14 protein-coding genes are annotated in these 17,761 nt (G+C 58.5%); 9 read left to right on the top strand and 5 right to left on the bottom strand.

Going from position 1 to position 17,761, the window contains the following annotated elements; genetic code table 11:
• Window positions 1-10 precede the first annotated feature (10 nt).
• Complete coding sequence (locus tag HPT27_RS03010) at window positions 11-1,132, top strand: Fic family protein (RefSeq protein ID WP_172238752.1); 1,122 nt, start codon at window positions 11-13, stop codon at window positions 1,130-1,132.
• A 660-nt stretch (window positions 1,133-1,792) separates the two neighbouring features.
• A complete protein-coding gene (gene hsdR / locus HPT27_RS03005) occupies window positions 1,793-4,243 on the top strand; it encodes an EcoAI/FtnUII family type I restriction enzme subunit R (RefSeq protein ID WP_172238749.1) in 2,451 nt (816 codons plus the stop codon).
• 66 nt (window positions 4,244-4,309) lie between these two features.
• Here the strand turns inward: hsdR and HPT27_RS03000 are convergent, their stop codons facing one another.
• The 5 genes from HPT27_RS03000 to HPT27_RS02980 all read right to left on the bottom strand — a co-directional run bounded on the left by HPT27_RS03000 (window position 4,310) and on the right by HPT27_RS02980 (window position 9,833).
• Window positions 4,310-5,620, bottom strand: coding sequence for an adenylate/guanylate cyclase domain-containing protein (locus HPT27_RS03000; RefSeq protein ID WP_172238746.1), 1,311 nt, complete (start codon window positions 5,618-5,620; stop codon window positions 4,310-4,312).
• Window positions 5,621-5,873: 253 nt separating this feature from the next.
• Window positions 5,874-6,458, bottom strand: coding sequence for a GTP cyclohydrolase II (gene ribA, locus HPT27_RS02995; RefSeq protein WP_172238743.1), 585 nt, complete (start codon window positions 6,456-6,458; stop codon window positions 5,874-5,876).
• A gap of 145 nt (window positions 6,459-6,603) precedes the next feature.
• On the bottom strand, window positions 6,604-7,170 hold the full coding sequence (locus HPT27_RS02990; RefSeq protein ID WP_172238740.1) for a cytochrome b: 567 nt from the start codon (window positions 7,168-7,170) through the stop codon (window positions 6,604-6,606).
• A gap of 18 nt (window positions 7,171-7,188) precedes the next feature.
• A complete protein-coding gene (locus HPT27_RS02985; RefSeq protein ID WP_172238737.1) occupies window positions 7,189-8,388 on the bottom strand; it encodes a YaiO family outer membrane beta-barrel protein in 1,200 nt (399 codons plus the stop codon).
• A complete protein-coding gene (locus HPT27_RS02980) occupies window positions 8,385-9,833 on the bottom strand; it encodes a glycosyltransferase family 2 protein (protein ID WP_172238734.1) in 1,449 nt (482 codons plus the stop codon). The genes HPT27_RS02985 and HPT27_RS02980 overlap by 4 nt, the downstream gene beginning before the upstream one ends.
• Window positions 9,834-10,260: 427 nt before the next feature.
• Between HPT27_RS02980 and HPT27_RS02975 the strand changes: the two genes are divergently transcribed.
• From HPT27_RS02975 to HPT27_RS02945, 7 genes are all read left to right on the top strand, one after another.
• Window positions 10,261-10,836 (top strand): RNA polymerase sigma factor, encoded by a 576-nt coding sequence (locus HPT27_RS02975; protein WP_172238731.1) that lies wholly within the window; start codon window positions 10,261-10,263, stop codon window positions 10,834-10,836.
• Window positions 10,833-11,519: an anti-sigma factor gene (locus tag HPT27_RS02970; RefSeq protein WP_172238728.1), complete on the top strand. Its 687-nt coding sequence runs from the start codon at window positions 10,833-10,835 to the stop codon at window positions 11,517-11,519. Before HPT27_RS02975 ends, HPT27_RS02970 begins: the two co-directional genes overlap by 4 nt.
• 3 nt (window positions 11,520-11,522) lie before the next feature.
• On the top strand, window positions 11,523-12,200 hold the full coding sequence (locus HPT27_RS02965; protein WP_172238725.1) for a leucine-rich repeat domain-containing protein: 678 nt from the start codon (window positions 11,523-11,525) through the stop codon (window positions 12,198-12,200).
• Complete coding sequence (locus HPT27_RS02960; RefSeq protein ID WP_172238722.1) at window positions 12,200-13,459, top strand: alginate export family protein; 1,260 nt, start codon at window positions 12,200-12,202, stop codon at window positions 13,457-13,459. Before HPT27_RS02965 ends, HPT27_RS02960 begins: the two co-directional genes overlap by 1 nt.
• Before the next feature lie 195 nt (window positions 13,460-13,654).
• Complete coding sequence (locus HPT27_RS02955) at window positions 13,655-14,470, top strand: crotonase/enoyl-CoA hydratase family protein (RefSeq protein WP_172238719.1); 816 nt, start codon at window positions 13,655-13,657, stop codon at window positions 14,468-14,470.
• A gap of 320 nt (window positions 14,471-14,790) precedes the next feature.
• Complete coding sequence (gene glpK, locus HPT27_RS02950; protein ID WP_172238717.1) at window positions 14,791-16,299, top strand: glycerol kinase GlpK; 1,509 nt, start codon at window positions 14,791-14,793, stop codon at window positions 16,297-16,299.
• A gap of 159 nt (window positions 16,300-16,458) precedes the next feature.
• Window positions 16,459-17,712: a TIGR03862 family flavoprotein gene (locus tag HPT27_RS02945; RefSeq protein WP_172238714.1), complete on the top strand. Its 1,254-nt coding sequence runs from the start codon at window positions 16,459-16,461 to the stop codon at window positions 17,710-17,712.
• Window positions 17,713-17,761 lie beyond the last annotated feature (49 nt).

The following is a 17,761-nucleotide window of genomic DNA, read 5'->3' as shown; positions in this document are numbered from 1 at the left end:
AAAAATGCCCATGCCTCCTGTTTCGTACCATCTCGGCAAGTTCCCTCCCGTGGATCTCGACTGGGCTCGCTTGATCCCGCTGGTGGGGCCGGCCAACGCCGGGTTGGCACGTTATGATGGATTGCTGTCTGCCATTCCGAATGCCCAGATTTTGCTTTCACCGCTGACGACGCAGGAAGCGGTGCTGTCATCGAAGATTGAGGGCACGCACGTCACCATCGGGGAAGTGCTGGAAATTGAGGCGGGCGGCGAATCGGAGGCCTTTACTCAACCGAAACGACTGGATGCTGAAGAGGTTTTGAACTATCGCCGCGCCATGCGCGCCTGCGTAGCAGAAATGCAGCACCGCCCGTTTTCCCAACATATCTTGCGCGGTGCGCACGAGTTGCTCATGCATGGTGTGCGTGGGCGCGACAAGACCCCGGGCTACTATCGGAACGACCAGAACTGGATTGGTCCACAGGGCAGCACCATCGACACGGCGAGCTTCGTACCGATTGCTCCTGAGCATTTGCGTTTTGGCATGGACGAGTGGGAGCGCTACTTTGGCAGCGTTACTGAACCCGATGCACTGGTTCAACTCGCGATCATCCATGTGGAATTCGAGGCCCTCCATCCCTTCATGGATGGCAATGGCCGTTTGGGTCGAATGCTAATCCCGTTGTTCCTGTTTCAGCGCAAGCTGCTGGCAAGCCCCGATTTTTATATGAGCGGCTATCTCGAAAGGAACCGAGACGAGTATCAGGAACGTTTACGGGCGGTTTCACGAGATGGCGACTGGACGGGCTGGTGCGTCTTTTTCCTTCAAGGCGTCCGTGAGCAGGCCGCGGATAACGAACGTCGAGCGCGCGCAATTTTGGACCTGTACGACAGAACCAAAACACAAATGGCCGACCTCACGCACTCTCAACATGCCATCAGGGCGGTGGACTTTCTTTTTCAGGCTCCGATCTTCAGTGCACCGACCTTCATTCATCACGCCGATATTCCCAAGCCAACGGCTAGCCGAATCCTTGGGCTGCTGAGGGAGGCCGACATTCTTAAGACGCTGGAGGAGGGGCGAGGGCGGAGGGCAGGTATCTATGCTTTCCGTGAGCTGCTGAATGTGGCGGAAGGCTATGAAGTGTTTTGAATCTCACTTGTGAGACTCAAATACACTTGTGTCTCATAATTCAGAAAAAACGAGACACAAATGCCATTGAGTCTCATGGGTGAGACTCAGCAGGTGAGAGAAGAGGGGATTTTCGTCCAAAAAAGCGAAAGGCCCCGATGCAACTCACCGAGGCCCTAACGCCGACCGGGAACCCCCTGTCCACTTGGGCCTATTTTAGAAAGCCGGAGCCATCCCGGACAAGACCATGCGGCTCCCCTCCTTGGCTAGGAGGGGCTGGGGGTGGTTAAGCTCAGGGTGAGATCAGCGGGCTGACGCACTCATGTTGTTCGGCCATCGTCCGCTGTTGTTTGCCCCAGCTTTCTTGATTGGGTTTTGATTTCGAATACAGACAGTGGTCACTCTGGCACAAGCGTTGGCTAACAACACTCGCCAAATCAGCCACTTAGGCCAAAATAGGTTTCGCCAGATTTCTTGATCCGGTTTTGATAGGCTGAATTGAGCGCACCTGCCCCTCTCCCCAACCCTCTCCCGCGAGGGGAGAGGGAGTCGCCCTGAGTGCAGGAATAGGGGCTCAGCGGTTCGCCGATTAGGCAGAACACATGTCATGGGGCACGTTGTGTCTCATTTTTTCAGAATTTCGAGACACAACCCGCTTTGTGTCTCACCGATGAGACGCAAATGAACGAAGCCGAAACCCGTGCTGATCATATCGACCCCGCCCTTGCCGCCGCCGGCTGGGGCGTGGTCGAGGGCAGCCGTATTCGGCGCGAATACCCGATTACGCTGGGCCGGCTGGAAGGGGCGGGCAAGCGCGGCAAGCCTCTGTCGGCCGATTACGTGCTGGAGTACCGCAACACCAAGCTGGCGGTGGTCGAAGCCAAGGCCTGGGCCAAGCCGTTGACCGAAGGCGTCGGTCAAGCCAAGGATTACGCCGGCAAGCTTGCCATCCGCTTTACCTACGCCAGCAATGGTCAGGGTATTTACGGCATCGACATGCACACCGGCACGGAAGGCGAGTTGCCGGCGTTTCCGTCGCCCGAGGCTTTGTGGGCCGCCACCTTCGCCAGCGAAAACGCCTGGCGTGATCGCTTTGCTGCGGTGCCGTTCGAAGACAAGGGCGGCTACTGGCAGGGCCGTTACTACCAGGACATCGCCATCGAGCGGGTGCTGGTCGCCATCGCCGAAGGCCGCGAGCGCATTCTGCTGACGCTGGCGACCGGTACCGGCAAAACCTTTATCGCGTTTCAGTTGGCGTGGAAGCTGTTTCAGAGCCGCTGGAATTTGTCGGATTGGAAAGCCAACAATGAACCTTCGCGGCGGCCGCGCATTTTGTTTCTTGCCGACCGCAATATTCTGGCCGACCAAGCCTACAACGCGTTCTCGGCATTTCCGGAAGATGCGCTGGTGCGTATCGCGCCGGACGATATCCGCAAGAAAGGCAAGGTGCCGAAGAACGGCAGCATTTTCTTCACCATTTTCCAGACGTTTATGAGCGGGCCGGCCCTTCGACAAGCTCAGGGCGAACGGCCAATAGAGTCCGTTCGTGGTGAGCCTGTCGAACCACCAACCGACCGGCAGTTTTACTTTGGTGAATACCCGCCGGACTTTTTTGACTTCATCATCATCGACGAATGTCACCGTGGCGGCGCCAATGACGAAAGCACATGGCGCGGCATTCTTGAGTATTTTGCACCAGCCGTTCAGCTCGGCCTGACCGCCACACCAAAGCGCAAGGACAATGCCGACACCTACGCCTATTTCGGTGAGCCGGTGTTCATCTACTCACTGAAAGACGGCATCAACGACGGCTTCCTGACGCCGTTCCGGCTCAAGCAAATCGCCACGACGCTGGATGAATACGTCTACACCGCTGACGACAAAGTCGTCGACGGCGAAATCGAAGCCGGTAAGCGTTACGAAGAAGCCGATTTCAACCGCCGTATTGAAATCCGCGAGCGCGAGCAAAAGCGCGTTGAGATCTTTATGAACGCCATTGACCAGCGCGAGAAAACCATCGTGTTCTGCGCCACGCAGGAACACGCGTTGCTGGTGCGCGATCTGATCAACCAGAGCAAGAAAAGCCAGGACCCTCATTACTGCCAACGCGTCACTGCGGAAGACGGCGCGCTCGGTGAGCAATGGCTGCGCGACTTTCAGGACAACGAGAAAACCATCCCGACCATCCTGACGACCTCCCAGAAACTCTCAACCGGTGTAGATGCCCGCAATGTCCGCAATATCGTCCTGATGCGGCCAGTCAACTCGATGATCGAGTTCAAACAAATCATCGGCCGTGGCACCCGGCTCTACGATGGCAAAGACTACTTCACGATTTATGACTTCGTAAAAGCCCACCAGCATTTCAGTGACCCGGAATGGGATGGCGAACCACAAGCGCCGGAAGCTTGCGACAAATGCAATCAGCAGCCTTGTGTTTGTGAAAAGCAGACAAAGGCGCCTTGTGCCGAATGCGGCAACCAGCCCTGTACCTGTCCGAAAGAGCCCTGTGAGGACTGTGGTCAGCGGCCTTGCGTCTGTGCAAAGCGAAAGAAAGTCAAAATCAAGCTTGCCGACGGCAAAGAGCGCCAGATTCAGCACATGATGGCGACCAGCTTCTGGCACCCGGACGGCACCCCGATGTCCGCCGCCCAATTCATGGAAGCGCTATTCGGCAAGCTGCCGGAATTCTTTCATGACGAAGACGAGTTACGCGCCATCTGGAGCGCGCCGGATACCCGTCGCAAATTGCTGGAGGGCCTGGCGGAAAAAGGTTTCGGCAAAGACCAGCTTGCCGAAATGCAGAAAATTCTCGACGCCGAAAACAGCGACCTGTTTGATGTTCTCGCCCACGTCGCCTATGCCGAAGTGCCACTGACCCGAGAAGAGCGAGCCGAACGAGCCAAGGCAGCAATAAGCTCACGCTTCGACCAAAAGCAACAGCACTTTTTGAGTTTTGTGTTGGGACACTATGTTTACTCAGGTGTCGAAGAGCTGGACGAAACCAAACTCGGCCCTCTGCTCAAACTCAAATACAACAACGCCATCGCCGACGCTTTCGCTGATCTTGGCCAACCCGATTCGGTGCGCAGCACCTTTGTCGGGTTCCAGAAGTATCTGTATGAGCGATAGAGCGAAACATCTTCCGTCAGTACGGTTAGCTGCGAAAGCCAAGCCTACTCAAACACGCTAACTCAATCACCGCCCGTTGTAAGCCAGCTTGGCTTCCCGGACAAAATTCTCGTATTCGGCCCGGCTGATTTTTTGGGCGCGGTAGGCAAGCTTCAATTCACGGATACGGTTTTCGTAGGTCTCTTCCAACTTGACCACAATCTGTTTGTATTCCGGCTTGCTGATTTGGCCGGCGCGGTAAGCGGCTTTGGCGCTGGTGACGTTCCAGACGACTGGCGATGGTGTTTTGGTTGGTGCTGGTGCTGGCTCTGCTTTCGCCGTGACTAGTTGCTTGTTGTCGGTATTGGCAACCTTTGTGTTTGCTGATTTGTTGGTGCTGGCGACTTTGTTCGCGGTGGTGTCGCTTTTGGTTTTGGTTGCGCTGTTGCCTGTGTTGTTTGTGGCTGTTGGCGCTGGGTTCACTGAGGCGGCGGGTGTAGGAGCGGTTTCGACAAGTTTGTTTTCAGCAGGCGCCTTAGCAGGTGCGACGGTGGAATCGCTATTACTTGTTGCCGGTGCAGGTTCTGTCGCGGTTACCGTGTTGGTTTTTGTGGCTTCCACAGGCGTGTTGGCTGCGACCGGTTCCGCATTGCGGTTGTTCTCCGCTGCGCTTCGCAGCCAGGCATAACCGGCCCAACCAAGACCGGCAACGACGAGCAATATGAATGCGGGCATGGCGAGTCGGTTCAGCGCGGGCGAGCTGTGCAAGCGTGAGCTGGATTGTGGTCGTGGTGCGCGCTGGTGCATGCCACCGTACGGGAACAGCAATTCGCTGCCCTGTTCCGGCGGCTGGATATTTTGCGGAATCAGCCGATGGGTCGCGAAGCGCGGAATGCTGTAAATGCGCACCGGTTGCGTGATGCCGGCCAGTTCCTTGAAGCCGACTTCCTGGGCTGGGACTTCGGCTTTGTTCATCGCCATGTACACGGCTTCGGAGAGATAAATTTCGTCAGCAGGCGCGACGCCCTCAATGCGTGAGGCGACGTTGACCGGTTCGCCGAAAATATCCTTTTTGGTGACGCGCACTTCGCCCAGATTGGCGGCTACCCGGATGTGAATTTTCTCGGCGTCCGGCGCATTCAGGTTGTGCGCGTGCATCGCATCCTGCAGCGCCATCGAGCAGAGCATGGCATCGGTTGGCGAGCGAAACGTCAGCAGCAGCGCGTCACCAATGCTCTTGACCACATTGCCTTTGAAACGCTTGATCAGCGGCAGCAAGGTGCGTTCAAACGTCTGCAGAAGATGGGCATTTTCAGCGCGCGATTGCCGGCTGGTGGTGGCGGTAAAACCGGCGATGTCGACAAACAGAATGGTCAGATTTTCGGTGCGGATATCCATGCCGGTCAGGATCCTGTCGAAACAACAGCGAGCGCTGCTTGGCAGTATAGCCCTGACGCCGGCCGGCGCCGCTGGCGGCAGTGAAACAGAGCGGCGCCAGCTGTCTGTTACTCCGCCGCCATCAGCACCCTTCACGCCGCACCCGCGCAGCGCTGGCGGGGTGGGCAGTATCGTTGCCCACCGGCACCGGTCCGGCGGCGACAATGCTGGCGAGCGGGCTGGTCCGGTGTGATTGACCAGGCTGGCCATCAATTCAAAGCAAGTGGCCCAGCTTGCGGCTCTTGGCCATCAAATAGCGGACGTTGTGCGAATTGTTGCCGACGTCTATCGGCACCCGTTCTGTCACGGCGATGCCCGCCTGCCTTAGCGCCTGCACTTTTGCCGGGTTATTGGTCATCAGCCGTACGGCGCTGAGTTCCAGCGACTTCAACAGCGATACGGCTTCACCGTAGTCACGTTGATCGGGCTCAAATCCGAGTTTGAGATTGGCTTCAACGGTATCCAACCCCTGATCTTGCAGCGCGTAAGCACGCAGTTTATTGACCAAGCCAATGCCACGACCTTCCTGGCGCAAATAGACAATGGCGCCACGCTGTTCGGTGGCAATGAAAGACAGCGCGGCTTTCAATTGAAAACCACAATCGCAGCGCAGGGAGTGCAGGGCGTCTCCGGTCAAACACTCGGAGTGCAGACGGACCAGCGGCGGTTTACCGCGCAGGTCACCCATGGTGAGCAGAATCGGTGCCTGCTCATCGGTGCTGTCTGTGCGGACATGCAATTGGAATGAGCCATACGGTGTCGGCAAATGCGTGCTGGTAAATTCAGCTGAGAAGGACATCGGAAACCTCTTCACGGATTCAGATCATTTGACACGCCGGTCGGCAAGCGCGCGACCAAGCCAAGCCGGCTTGCTTCTGCTTTCGCGACAAGTGCGGGGAGAAAATACCGGGTCACGCCAACAGTGCGTGACCCGGTGCCAGGCGCTAGCCCGGTAACATGCCTCTGCCACGAACCGGCTGGCTGACAGAAAAATGGTGTTTCAATGCCGCCGCAACATGGAGCAGCAACAGTCCATACAGCGCATAAGACAAACTGGTATGAATCAAGCCAAGCACTTCATGCCAATGCTCCTTTTGCACCGGTTCCAGCTGCATGATTGCGCCAATGCGCGGCCATTCAAACAGACCGAACAAATGCATTGGATGATCGCTGGCCGCTTTCCAGGCCGAATCGTGCAACCATCCAGAAATGGGTAGCAGCAGCATCAGGCTATACAGAAAGAGGTGGGTGGCGTTGGCCAGAAAGCGCTCAAGTGGCGGCTGCGGGTAGGGAAACGCCGGCGGCTGGCGATAGAGGCGCCAGAAAATCCGCAGCAAGACAAAACCCAGCACGCTAATTCCCAGCGATTTGTGGGTGTCGATGGCAAAGCGAATGTTGTCGTCCGAAATGAAATTGAACGACCACGCCAGCGCCACGTTGACGAGGATTCCGGCCGCAACGATCCAGTGCAAGATGACGGCGAGCGACGAATATCGGCTAGTTGTTTGCATAGTCAGCCCAATCAAATTCTAGAAAAATGCCGACACACCAACACCGATGGCGGTGTGAATGTAGCTGTCCTTGCGATCTTCGCGGGCATAGTCAATACGTGCGCCCCAGCCGTCACTCAAGCGCATCACCAAGCCGGCGCTGATCACGCTGATGTCGGCAACCTCGAGCGGCGGTGTCGCTTCCTTGCCTGTTGTATAGGAAAGGTAGGGTGAATATTTTTCGCCGTTGAAGGTCAGCTTGCCGGTATCAACGCTGGTGGTGGAGTCATCCAGATTGGTGGTCCGGCCGTGACGCAGCTCGATGCTGGCGCTGGCGAAATTCCAGCGCAGGCCGGGCATGATGGTGGTGACGTCGCCTTGGCTGAATGCCGAGTCGTAATGCGAGCGGCGGTAGCCCAGCAGTGGCTGCAGCTGCGCACTAAACAGAAACTCCGTGTTCAGCAGCGCGATGCTGTCGGGCCGAAAATCGGCATCGTCGGTGGTCCGTGCCCATTCCGCGTTGATCAGAATGCTGTCCATTGGCAGCCAGTACACGCCGAGCCCGGCACCGCGATCGGTTTCGTCGAAGTTGAAATAGTCTTCCCACTTGGCGTACAGCGTGGTTTTGTTGGTGGTGGTATAGCCAAGCTGAAGATAAGCGCTGTGTTCGTTATCGCGGACTTCACTAAAGTGATCGGCGACATAGCCGGCATCCAGCCGCCAGTGTCTGGCGGGCTTGGCTGCCGAAATCTTTTTTTCCAGCGCCGGGTCGGCGTTGCCACCCTGGAGCGCCTTCGCCTTCAGATAGGATTCGCGGGCCGCATCGGGTTGATTGTCCGCCAGCAACACGTCGCCTTGCAGGATCCAGATATCGTCCGCGCTGGGTTGGGCGTTCAACGCGATGGCAAGTTGGCTTAATGCTTCCTGGCGCTGACCTTGCCAATACAGCACGCGAGCCAGGCCAACGTGCGCATTGGGGTATTGTGGGTCTAACACCAGCAGGTGCCGAAAGCTGGCAACGGCGGCGTCAAATTTGTTTTGCCAGCTTTGCACAACCGCCAACTGTTCCAGCGCTCTGGTGTCAGAAGGATTGTCAGCCAACACGCTTTTAAAGGCGGCTTCCGAGGCTTCCAGCTGTTGATTGTTCTTCAGCTGCATGGCTTCATCAAAGCTGGCCGCGTTGCTGACCAGTGGCAGCAGCAAAAGCAGTCCACACACTTGCTTCACGGTGATTCTCATATCTGTTCCTTGTTGTTCACGGAGAGAAAGTAATCGGGCCCGGCATGGCGGATGGGCTTCCATTTGGCCTTGCCGGTCAGCAAGCTGCTCCAGCCCAGCAGGGCACCGACGTGGCGGATCAGCTGGAAAAAGAACGGCTCGGTCAGACAGCACAGCACCGCACGCCACCACAGCTGTGGCGCCACCGGTTGTTGCAGCCATTGGTGATAGCGACGCAACGCCCACAGGTGGTAACAAAAATCGATGCCCAGTTTGATCAAAATGACGGCCAATACCTGACTGGCAAGCTGAATGTCGGTGAACAGAAAGCGCAGCAGAAACGAGAACGCGACCAGACCGAACAGCGGCTGCAGGGTGTCGACGGTTTTGATCGGCAACATCAGCTTGCCGACCTGCTTGTAGCGCGTCGCACCGATCAAGTCGCGATACTGAAATTGGGTACGCAGAAAGCCGGTGAACCAGCGTTTTCGCTGTTGCAGAAAGGCGCGCAGGCTGGCGGGTGCATCGGTATCCGCCTGCGCGCCCGGCAACACCCGAACCGTCCAGTCACAGCCGCGATCACAGGCATATTTGTGCAGGCGATGGATGAGCTCGTAGTCTTCGACCAGGCTGTGCTTGTCATAGCCACCGATGGCCACCAGCGCGGACTTTCGGTAAGCGGCAAAAGCGCCAGACACCAACAGCAGCGCATTCGACTGCATCCATGCGGCGCGCGCCAAAAACGCGCGCAAATACTCAAAGTATTGAAACCAGGCAAAGCAGCGACTGACCAAGCCGCCGCGCGTGCGCGGGCTCAGCACGCCGCAGGCCGCCACCAGCGCCTGCTCGCTGGTAAACGCGCGGCGAATTTCGGCAATGGCGCCGGGCGCGAGCAGGGTGTCGGCATCGACCGTGACCACCACATCGCACTGCAGATGTGGCATGGCCAGATTGAGTGAGTCCGCTTTGCCGCTGTTATGTTTCTCCAGCAAAAACAATTGCGGGTGGCTGGCGGACCGAAACATGCCGCGGCCGGTAACGGTAAATTGAAAGCCGGCTTGCAAGACGGTCGACGTGTCATCGGTGGAGCCGTCGTTGATCACGATGATCTGCTCGGGCCCCTGCTGCTGTTGCAGCAAGTAGTGCAGCGTCGCGACGATAACCGCGCTTTCGTTATGGGCCGGCACCAGCACGCCAATGCTGACGGCTGGCACGTTGGAATGCGCCAGCGCGGTCGGCGATTTCACCGCCGTGATGGCCCGCGTTTTCCACGCGACGTAGGCCAGTAGCCAGGTGTCGTAGCTGACATAGAGCAAGCCTACGGTCCAGGCCAGAATGCCGCCGAAGGCATTCGCGCTGTAGATCGACAGCGACAGCAAGGTGCCGATGGCAAGGAACAAGGCCCAACCAAAGAAGCCCTTTGCTGGCGTGCGGTGGGTCCGGTGATGCAATGGCTGATGACGCACAAAAACCCCCAAGTACCAAGCAATTGCGGCGTAACGTTTCGGAGCTGATGCCGACCGGACTGCCTTCACAATCTGCTTGCCAGTACTTACGGCGCGACCGCTAAAAAAGTTGCACGGTCCGAATGTGGTTGAGCGGGCTGGGCCAGCCCTGTCGAGCAAAATCAACGAATAACGTGCGGCAAAACGGCCTGGCAGTCGGTAAGGAGCGGTTGCTAAAAGCCGGCAAAGCGCTGGGCTGGGTCAGGCAGGGAGTGGGGTGGCGGCGGGTCTGACAAACGTGCCCGATCGGCTATGATGGCCCGGGCACCGCCGGTGCTGACCGGCCTCGCCAACAGCAAAATCGCCAAGTCATGCAACTTTGCCGCTCCTGCGCCGTATATCGTCAGCAACGTTCACGCTGTTTGTCAGCACATCAATGGGCACTGCCATGCTGGATGAGGAAGAACTGATCACCCTGATTGCGCGCTGCGCCTTGCGTGACAGGAAGGCGCTGAAGCAGCTGTACGACAACACCAGCGCCTATATGAACGCGATTGCCTACCGGATTGTCCGGTCGCCGGAGCTGAGCAGTGATGTGTTGCAGGAAGCCTATTTGCAGATTTGGCGCAACGCGGCCACGTATCGGCCGGAACAAGCCAGGGCGCTGACATGGATGAGCAGCATTGTCCGTTATCGGGCCATCGACCGACGCGATCACGAGCATGTTCACAACAGCCGAACCATCGAATGGGATGCCGAAATTGAAAGCAGCTACGTTGTCGACCAGGCGACCCCGGAGCATCTGGCGATAAATGATCAGTTGCGCGATCAGCTGGTTCATTGCCTGGAAAAATTGAACGAGCGGGTCAAGCTCAGCATTCAGATGGCATATCTCGAGGGCCATTCGCGGGAAGAAATCGCCAGTCGATTCAACACCAATGCCAACACCGTGAAATCCTGGTTGCACCGTGGCGCCGACGCGCTGAAGCAATGTCTCGACACCACCATGGCGGTGTACCAATGAACGACCGCGAGCTGGCATTCGAATACGCCCTCGGTACGCTGCGTGGCCAAGCGCGCAAGGACGCTGAGCAGCGCCTGCGTGAAGACCCTGAGTTTGCCAACGCGGTCGCGTTCTGGGAGCAGCACATGATGGCGATGCAAAAACCGGCAGCGTTGCCGACCGCGGCCAGCACCTGGGCCCGCATTGCGGCAAAAATTGATCAGACCGTCGAGGTTCCGCGGCAGACCTTGCGCGAACTGTTGCTGTTGCGCTGGGCGCTGGCCTTGAGTCTGTTGTTTGCTGTAGGGCTGTCCAGTTACTCGCTGTTCTGGCGGGCACCGCCGACCGCGCCGAACGCCAGCTATGCTGCGGTCCTGCTCAACCAGAAAGGCTCCGCATCGCTGACGGCACTGACCTCAGCCGACAGCAAGCAGCTCTGGTTGCAATGGGAAACCGTAACGGTCAAACCGAACCGCTCGCTACAGCTGTGGGCGGTATCAAAACGAGACGGCGAAGCGCGATCCGTCGCAATTTTTTCCGGCACAGTGCAAACCGGTGTCGCGCTGGACGAAGCCACCGCCAGACTGATTCACGATGCGGCCGAGCTACTGTTGACCGAAGAAGAAACCGGCGGCTCCGCACTGGATCAACCCAGTGAGCAACTGATCGCGCGCGGGGTTTGCGTGCAGCTGAAGCGAGTGTAAACGGTGATCGCGCTACGGCATTTCGCTACGTTGGCGTTGTTCTGGGCGGCCGCTGGCGCTGCTTGGCCAAGCGAGAGCACAACCAATAAAACAGCCGAATGGTGGTCGACTCTGCCGGATCCGGCGCTGGCCGAATGCGTAAAAACGCTTGCCGCTGAAAACGGCTGGCATCAGCCAACAGATGTCAAATCCTTGAGTTGCCACTCACAGTCCATTCGTTCCCTGGCTGGTATTGAACAACTGAGCCAGCTGGAAAGCCTGAGTCTGCACAACAATCAGTTGACCGAGGTTTCGATTCAGAACCTGCCGCAGCTCCAGCGGCTGGCGTTGAGCCGAAATCGGCTCAGCGCGCTGCATCTCCAGAACGTTCCGCAACTCTCGGAGCTGTACATCTTTGACAATGCCTTAACACTGCTGGAGTTGGCTGATATGCCAAAGCTTGCGCTGCTGAAAGGCAACGCCAACCAGCTGACGGCGTTTCATTACCGCCAGCTTCCGGCTTTGGCAAAGATCTATCTGTTCAACAACAAGCTGCCTGACATAGATATTGATCATCTCCCGGCGCTACGTTATATGGATGTACGACAAAACCCGATGCCCGATGAGCTCTACCAACGCATGGACAGCATGAGAAGCGTGACGTTTCTGCACGACGGCAACGCCCCTGACTGGAAACAATAATGTCGCATCGCTATCGCCGGCGTGCTGCGCGCATGGTGGCAGTCGGTTTGTGCGCGGTCTTCGCACAGGCCGCGCTGGTGTTTGCGGAGTCCGATTTGACCGGCTCGGTTCGCACCCGCTACAGCGCAATTGATCAGGATGGCAATGCCGGTGCCGCCTTTTCGGCATTGCTGCGCCTCAATCTGCGGAGCCATTGGCAAGACAACTGGACCACTCTGCTTGAGCTGGACTATGTCGGCCGTGCTTTGCGAGACCAACACAGTGATGGCGTAACCGACAATGGTCAGCCGGTGGTGCCCGATACCGACGGATTTGATCTGAACCAGTTCTACCTTGAAAGCAACAATGATATGGCGCCGTGGAAGTTAGGCCGGCAACGCATCGAGTTTGATAACCAGCGCTTCGTGGGTGGCAATGCCTTTTGGCAAAATGAACAAACCTTTGATGGTCTGACGGTACAGACACGGTTAGCCGCGTCATCGCTGCTTCAATACGCTCATGTCTACAACGTCAACCGCATTTTTGGCGACGATGCCGGACGTAGCCTGTCAGAAAGCGACCAGCGCTATGATGATCTGAACGGTGTGCGCCCGGCGGCGCGGCTGGGTGACCATCGCATCAATGCCAATTGGCTGCGGGCGGAATGGAGCGAATGGGATTACCAGCACTTTGTTGGCTACGCCTATTTCAATGACTATCTCGATTTTCCCGAGTTGTCACACCAGCAGTTTGGCTTGCGGCATCAATTCGACTACAAATTTGACGCCTGGCGTTTGCGCACGCAGCTGGAATACGCGCATCAACACCGCGACAGCGTCAGCGGAGCGCTGCCAAAATCAGCGGTATCCGTTGTCTATCGCTTGCTGGATGCCGCGCTGGGTTATGATGCGGTTGAATTTGGCGCACGTTACGAAGTGCTGGACTCACAGCAGGGCCGGTCATTTATCACGCCGCTGGGCTCGTCACATGACTTCCACGGCGTGGTCAATAAATTTTCCAGCACACCTGAACAAGGATTGCTGGAGAAATCCGCTCGGATCAGCTGGCGGCAAGCGCCATGGTTGGTCGAGCTACGCCAGCAGCGGTTCAGTGCGGCCGCCACCGGCGTCGACTACGGCGACGAAACGGATCTGACGCTGCGCTGGCGCCGCGACCGCGTCCACAGCTTCATGCTGACCAGTGGCCGGTTTCAGGCCGCATCAGATTCCAGCTTCACGGATGAGTGGCGAATTTATCTCGACTACCGCTTTGAGTTTTAGCCATCGGCCACCGACACCGCTTTTGCCCCAGGGCCAACCCGCTCATCCGGTCACGACCAAGAGTCACACGGTCGACGCTCCGGATCAGTGCAGACCATCGTTTGCTTTGACCTGCGGTGATGGCTGGCGCTAACGACGATTTCCGGCGATAGTCGGGCAACCCGCATTCCGACCACAACCACATCCAAAACGACCATGACTTCGCCTCGGCTGCTCGTGCAAATTCAGCAAGGTATCGCCCACGTTACCTTGAACCGGCCTGACAAGCGCAATGCGCTGGATCTGGCGATGTTTCAGGCCATCGACCGGGTGATTGGTCAGCTCAAACGAGATCGCTCGGTTCGCGCAATCATTCTGGCTGGCGCCGGCGAAGACTTTTGTTCCGGGCTCGATATCAAATCGGTGTTCGGCAATCCGCTGACCGGTCTGCAGCTGCTGTGGAAATGGCTGCCCGGCAACGCCAACCTGGCCCAGCGCGTCAGCGTCGGCTGGCGCCGCCTGCCGGTGCCGGTGATCGCGGCGATTCATGGCCGCTGCTGGGGTGGCGGTCTGCAGATTGCGCTCGGCGCCGATTACCGGATCGCGACGCCAGAGGCATCACTTTCGATCATGGAAGCCAAGTGGGGCATCATCCCGGACATGGGCGGCACGCTGGCGCTGCGCGAATTGCTGCCGGTGGATGTGGCGATGCGACTGGCCAGCACGGCGGAATTGTTAAGTGGCAATGAGGCGCAGGCCTTGGGTTTGCTGACGGCCGTGGTGAATGACCCGTATGCCGCAGCGCAAGCGCTCGCACAGACCTTTGTTGCCCGTTCGCCCGACAGTGTTGCCGCGGCGAAACGGCTCTACCATTACGCATGGTCAGCGAATGCGCGTGCGGTGCTAGCGCGTGAAACGGCTTTGCAATGGCGCCTATTGCTTGGTGCTAACCAGAAAATCGCAGTACAGCGAGCGAAAGCCCAAGCGGACAACCAGCCGGAAAAACCGTATCGCCCGCGCGGACGGTGGTAAGGATCCCACTCGGCAAATCGCCAAAGCGCGCAACGCGAGAATGCCTGCCTTTGTTGGTAGGAGCGAGCTTGCCCGCGATAGCAATCCGCAAATGGCGACAGAAAAAGCAGCCCGCGTGGGAGCAATGCCGATCCGCTAAGCAAAACTGCTTTTCCCGCATAGGCGGCGGTGACAGATAATTTCCCAACTGCGCGGCATTACCTGTGTGAGAGCGACCTTACCCGCGATAAGACCCACACGCGCTATGCTGTGACAACAGTAAAACATCGCGGCGAGCGCCGCTCCCACGCCGAACCATTCGACGACGGAAAGGAGTGCCGATGTCCCGTTATCTACTCGCACTCGATCAAGGCACATCCAGTTCGCGCGCCTTGCTGTTCAACGAAAACGCCGAACCCGTAGCGCTGCATGCTGTGCCGTTCGCCTGTCAGTTTCCGCAACCCGGTTGGGTCGAGCAAGATGCCAATCTGTTGTGGCAAACCCAGCGCGATGCGGTGCTCGGCGTTCTGGACAAAGCCAAACTGTCCGCACGCGACATTCTCGCCATTGGCATCACCAATCAACGCGAAACGGTGATGGCCTGGCATCGCGACAGCGGCATGCCGCTGCACAATGCCATCGTCTGGCAATGCCGGCGCACCAGTGCGTTCTGTGAGCAACTGAAAGCGCAAGGACACGAACCCGATGTGCGTGCTCGCACCGGTCTGGTGATCGACCCGTATTTCTCCGCCAGCAAGATGCGTTGGCTACTCAATGAGGTCCCGGCGGTGAAAGCGGCTGCCGCAACCGGCAAGCTTTGCTTCGGCACTGTAGACAGCTGGTTGGTCTGGCAACTGAGCAAAGGCCGCGCCCATCTCACCGATGCCAGCAATGCGGCACGCACCCAGCTCTATAATATTCACAGCGGTGACTGGGATCCGGTGTTGCTCAAATTATTCGGTATTCCGCGCGAAACCCTGCCGAGCATCGTCGATTGCAGCGGCCCACTCGCGATGACCGATGCTTCGATCTTTGGAGCGGCCATCCCGATTACCGGCATGGCCGGCGACCAACAAGCGGCGTTGTTCGGCCAAGCCTGTTTCACGCCGGGTATGAGCAAAAACACCTATGGCACCGGCTGCTTCATGTTGATGAACACCGGTGATCAGATTGTCACGTCCAAGCACGGTCTGCTCAGCACCGTTGCCTGGCAGCTGCACGGCAAACGCACTTACGCGCTCGAAGGCTCGGTGTTTGTCGCCGGCGCCTTGATCCAATGGCTGCGCGACAATTTGGGTTTGTTTGAACATGCCAGCGACGTCGAAGCGCTGGCGCGGCAAGTGCCGGACAACGGCGGCGTGTACATCGTGCCGGCCTTCACCGGACTTGGCGCGCCGTACTGGGATGCTGACGCCCGCGGTCTTATCTGCGGCCTAACCCGCGGCACCAGCAAAGCGCACATCGCGCGCGCGGCGCTCGAAGCCGTGGCTTATCAAAGTGCCGATTTGTTGGGCGCGATGGAAGCGGATGTCGGTATGCCGCTGCCGGAACTGCGCATCGATGGTGGCATGGCGGTTGATGATCTGCTTTGCCAGATTCAGGCCGATGTTTTGCAGCGCAAAGTCACCCGACCGCAAGTTACCGAAAGCACCGCACGCGGTGCCGCAATGCTCGCTGGATTAGGCGCTGGTCTTTGGCAAACCACCGATCAACTCGCCGCGCTATGGCAGGCCGAGCGTTCGTTTGAACCGCAGCAAACGGCCGCTGCCATGGCGCCCCGTCTGGCAGGCTGGGCCAGTGCCGTTCGCCGTGCGTTGCCGTGTAAAAGCGACGTTAGCGCCGGCACATGATCGTTCTCCTGTCTCGTTCTCGAGCCGCTCTGACTCAAAAGGTGTTGCCGCTGAGCCGGGCCAGGCGCGGTATTGACGCTCAGCCAATGCCATGAGTGCGGAAGTATTCGCGTCGGCGCTGTGCGAAAATGACCCATCACCCCGATACAACGGTTGCCAATGAATTCAGGCGTTTCCCTTCCTGTTGTGATCATCGGCGCCGGTCCGGCCGGACTGATGGCGGCCGAATGCCTTGCCAGGCAGGGTTGGCCGGTGCGGGTATTCGATGCGATGCCATCGGCGGGTCGCAAGTTTCTGCTCGCTGGCATTGGCGGCATGAACATCACCCATTCCGAAGATCTGCTGGCGTTCATCGCGCGCTATGACGATGCGGCGGTGCCGATCGGCAAGTGGTTGCAGCGCTTTTCACCGCAGCAGTTGCGGGACTGGATTCATGGCCTCGGCATCGAGACGTTTGTCGGCAGTTCCGGTCGGGTGTTTCCAAAAGACATGAAAGCAGCGCCGCTATTGCGAGCCTGGCTGCAGCGTTTGCGCGAATTGGGCGTGCAGTTTCAGCCGCGTTCGCGTTGGCTGGGCTGGGCGGAGTCGCCGGCGGGCGGCGGGCAGCGGCTGCGCATCCAGACGCCCGATGGCGAACAACACGTGGATTGCGCCGCGCTGGTGCTCGCGCTCGGTGGCGGCAGCTGGCCGAAACTCGGCAGTGACGGCGGCTGGCTGCCACTGCTGCAGCAACAGGGCGTCGACGTTGCGCCATTGAAGCCGGCGAATTGTGGCTTTGATATCGGTTGGAGTCCGCTGTTTGCGGAAAAATTTGCCGGCGAAGCGCTAAAGCCGGTCGTGCTCGACTTTGTCGATAGCCGCGGTCGCCATTGGCAGCGCCAAGGTGAAGCGATGATCACCGCCACCGGCATCGAAGGCGGCCTGATTTACGCCGTGTCAGCGGCGTTGCGCGATGCCATTGATGCGACCGGCCACGCAACGCTGCGACTGGATCTGGTGCCGGGTCGCGACTACGCGCGCCTGCTAACCGAATTGAACAAGCCGCGCGGCAGCAAATCGCTGGCGGCGCATTTACAGCGCGCTGGTATTGGCGGCGTGCGTGTCGGCTTGCTGCGCGAAGTGCTCAGCAAAGACCGGATGAACGACATGGCGCAAATCGCGAAGACGCTGAAGGCACTGCCGCTCACCCTGAACGCCGCACGACCGCTCGCCGAAGTGATCAGCTCCGCCGGTGGCGTGCGCTTTGCTGCGCTGACCGATACCTTGATGCTCAAGCGGCGGCCCGGCGTATTCTGCGCCGGTGAAATGATCGACTGGGAAGCGCCAACCGGCGGCTATCTGCTGACCGCCTGCTTTGCCAGCGGTTGCGTTGCCGCCGACGGTGTCCAGCAGTGGTTGGCGCAATCAGGCTAGGTCAGTCATTAGCGCAGCGTGACCGAACGTGTCAGATGGCAAACGCGGG

It is taken from the genome of Permianibacter fluminis (genome assembly GCF_013179735.1).
In the GTDB taxonomy this organism is placed as follows: domain Bacteria; phylum Pseudomonadota; class Gammaproteobacteria; order Enterobacterales; family Permianibacteraceae; genus Permianibacter; species Permianibacter fluminis.
This window is presented reverse-complemented; position numbering and strand designations above follow the sequence as displayed.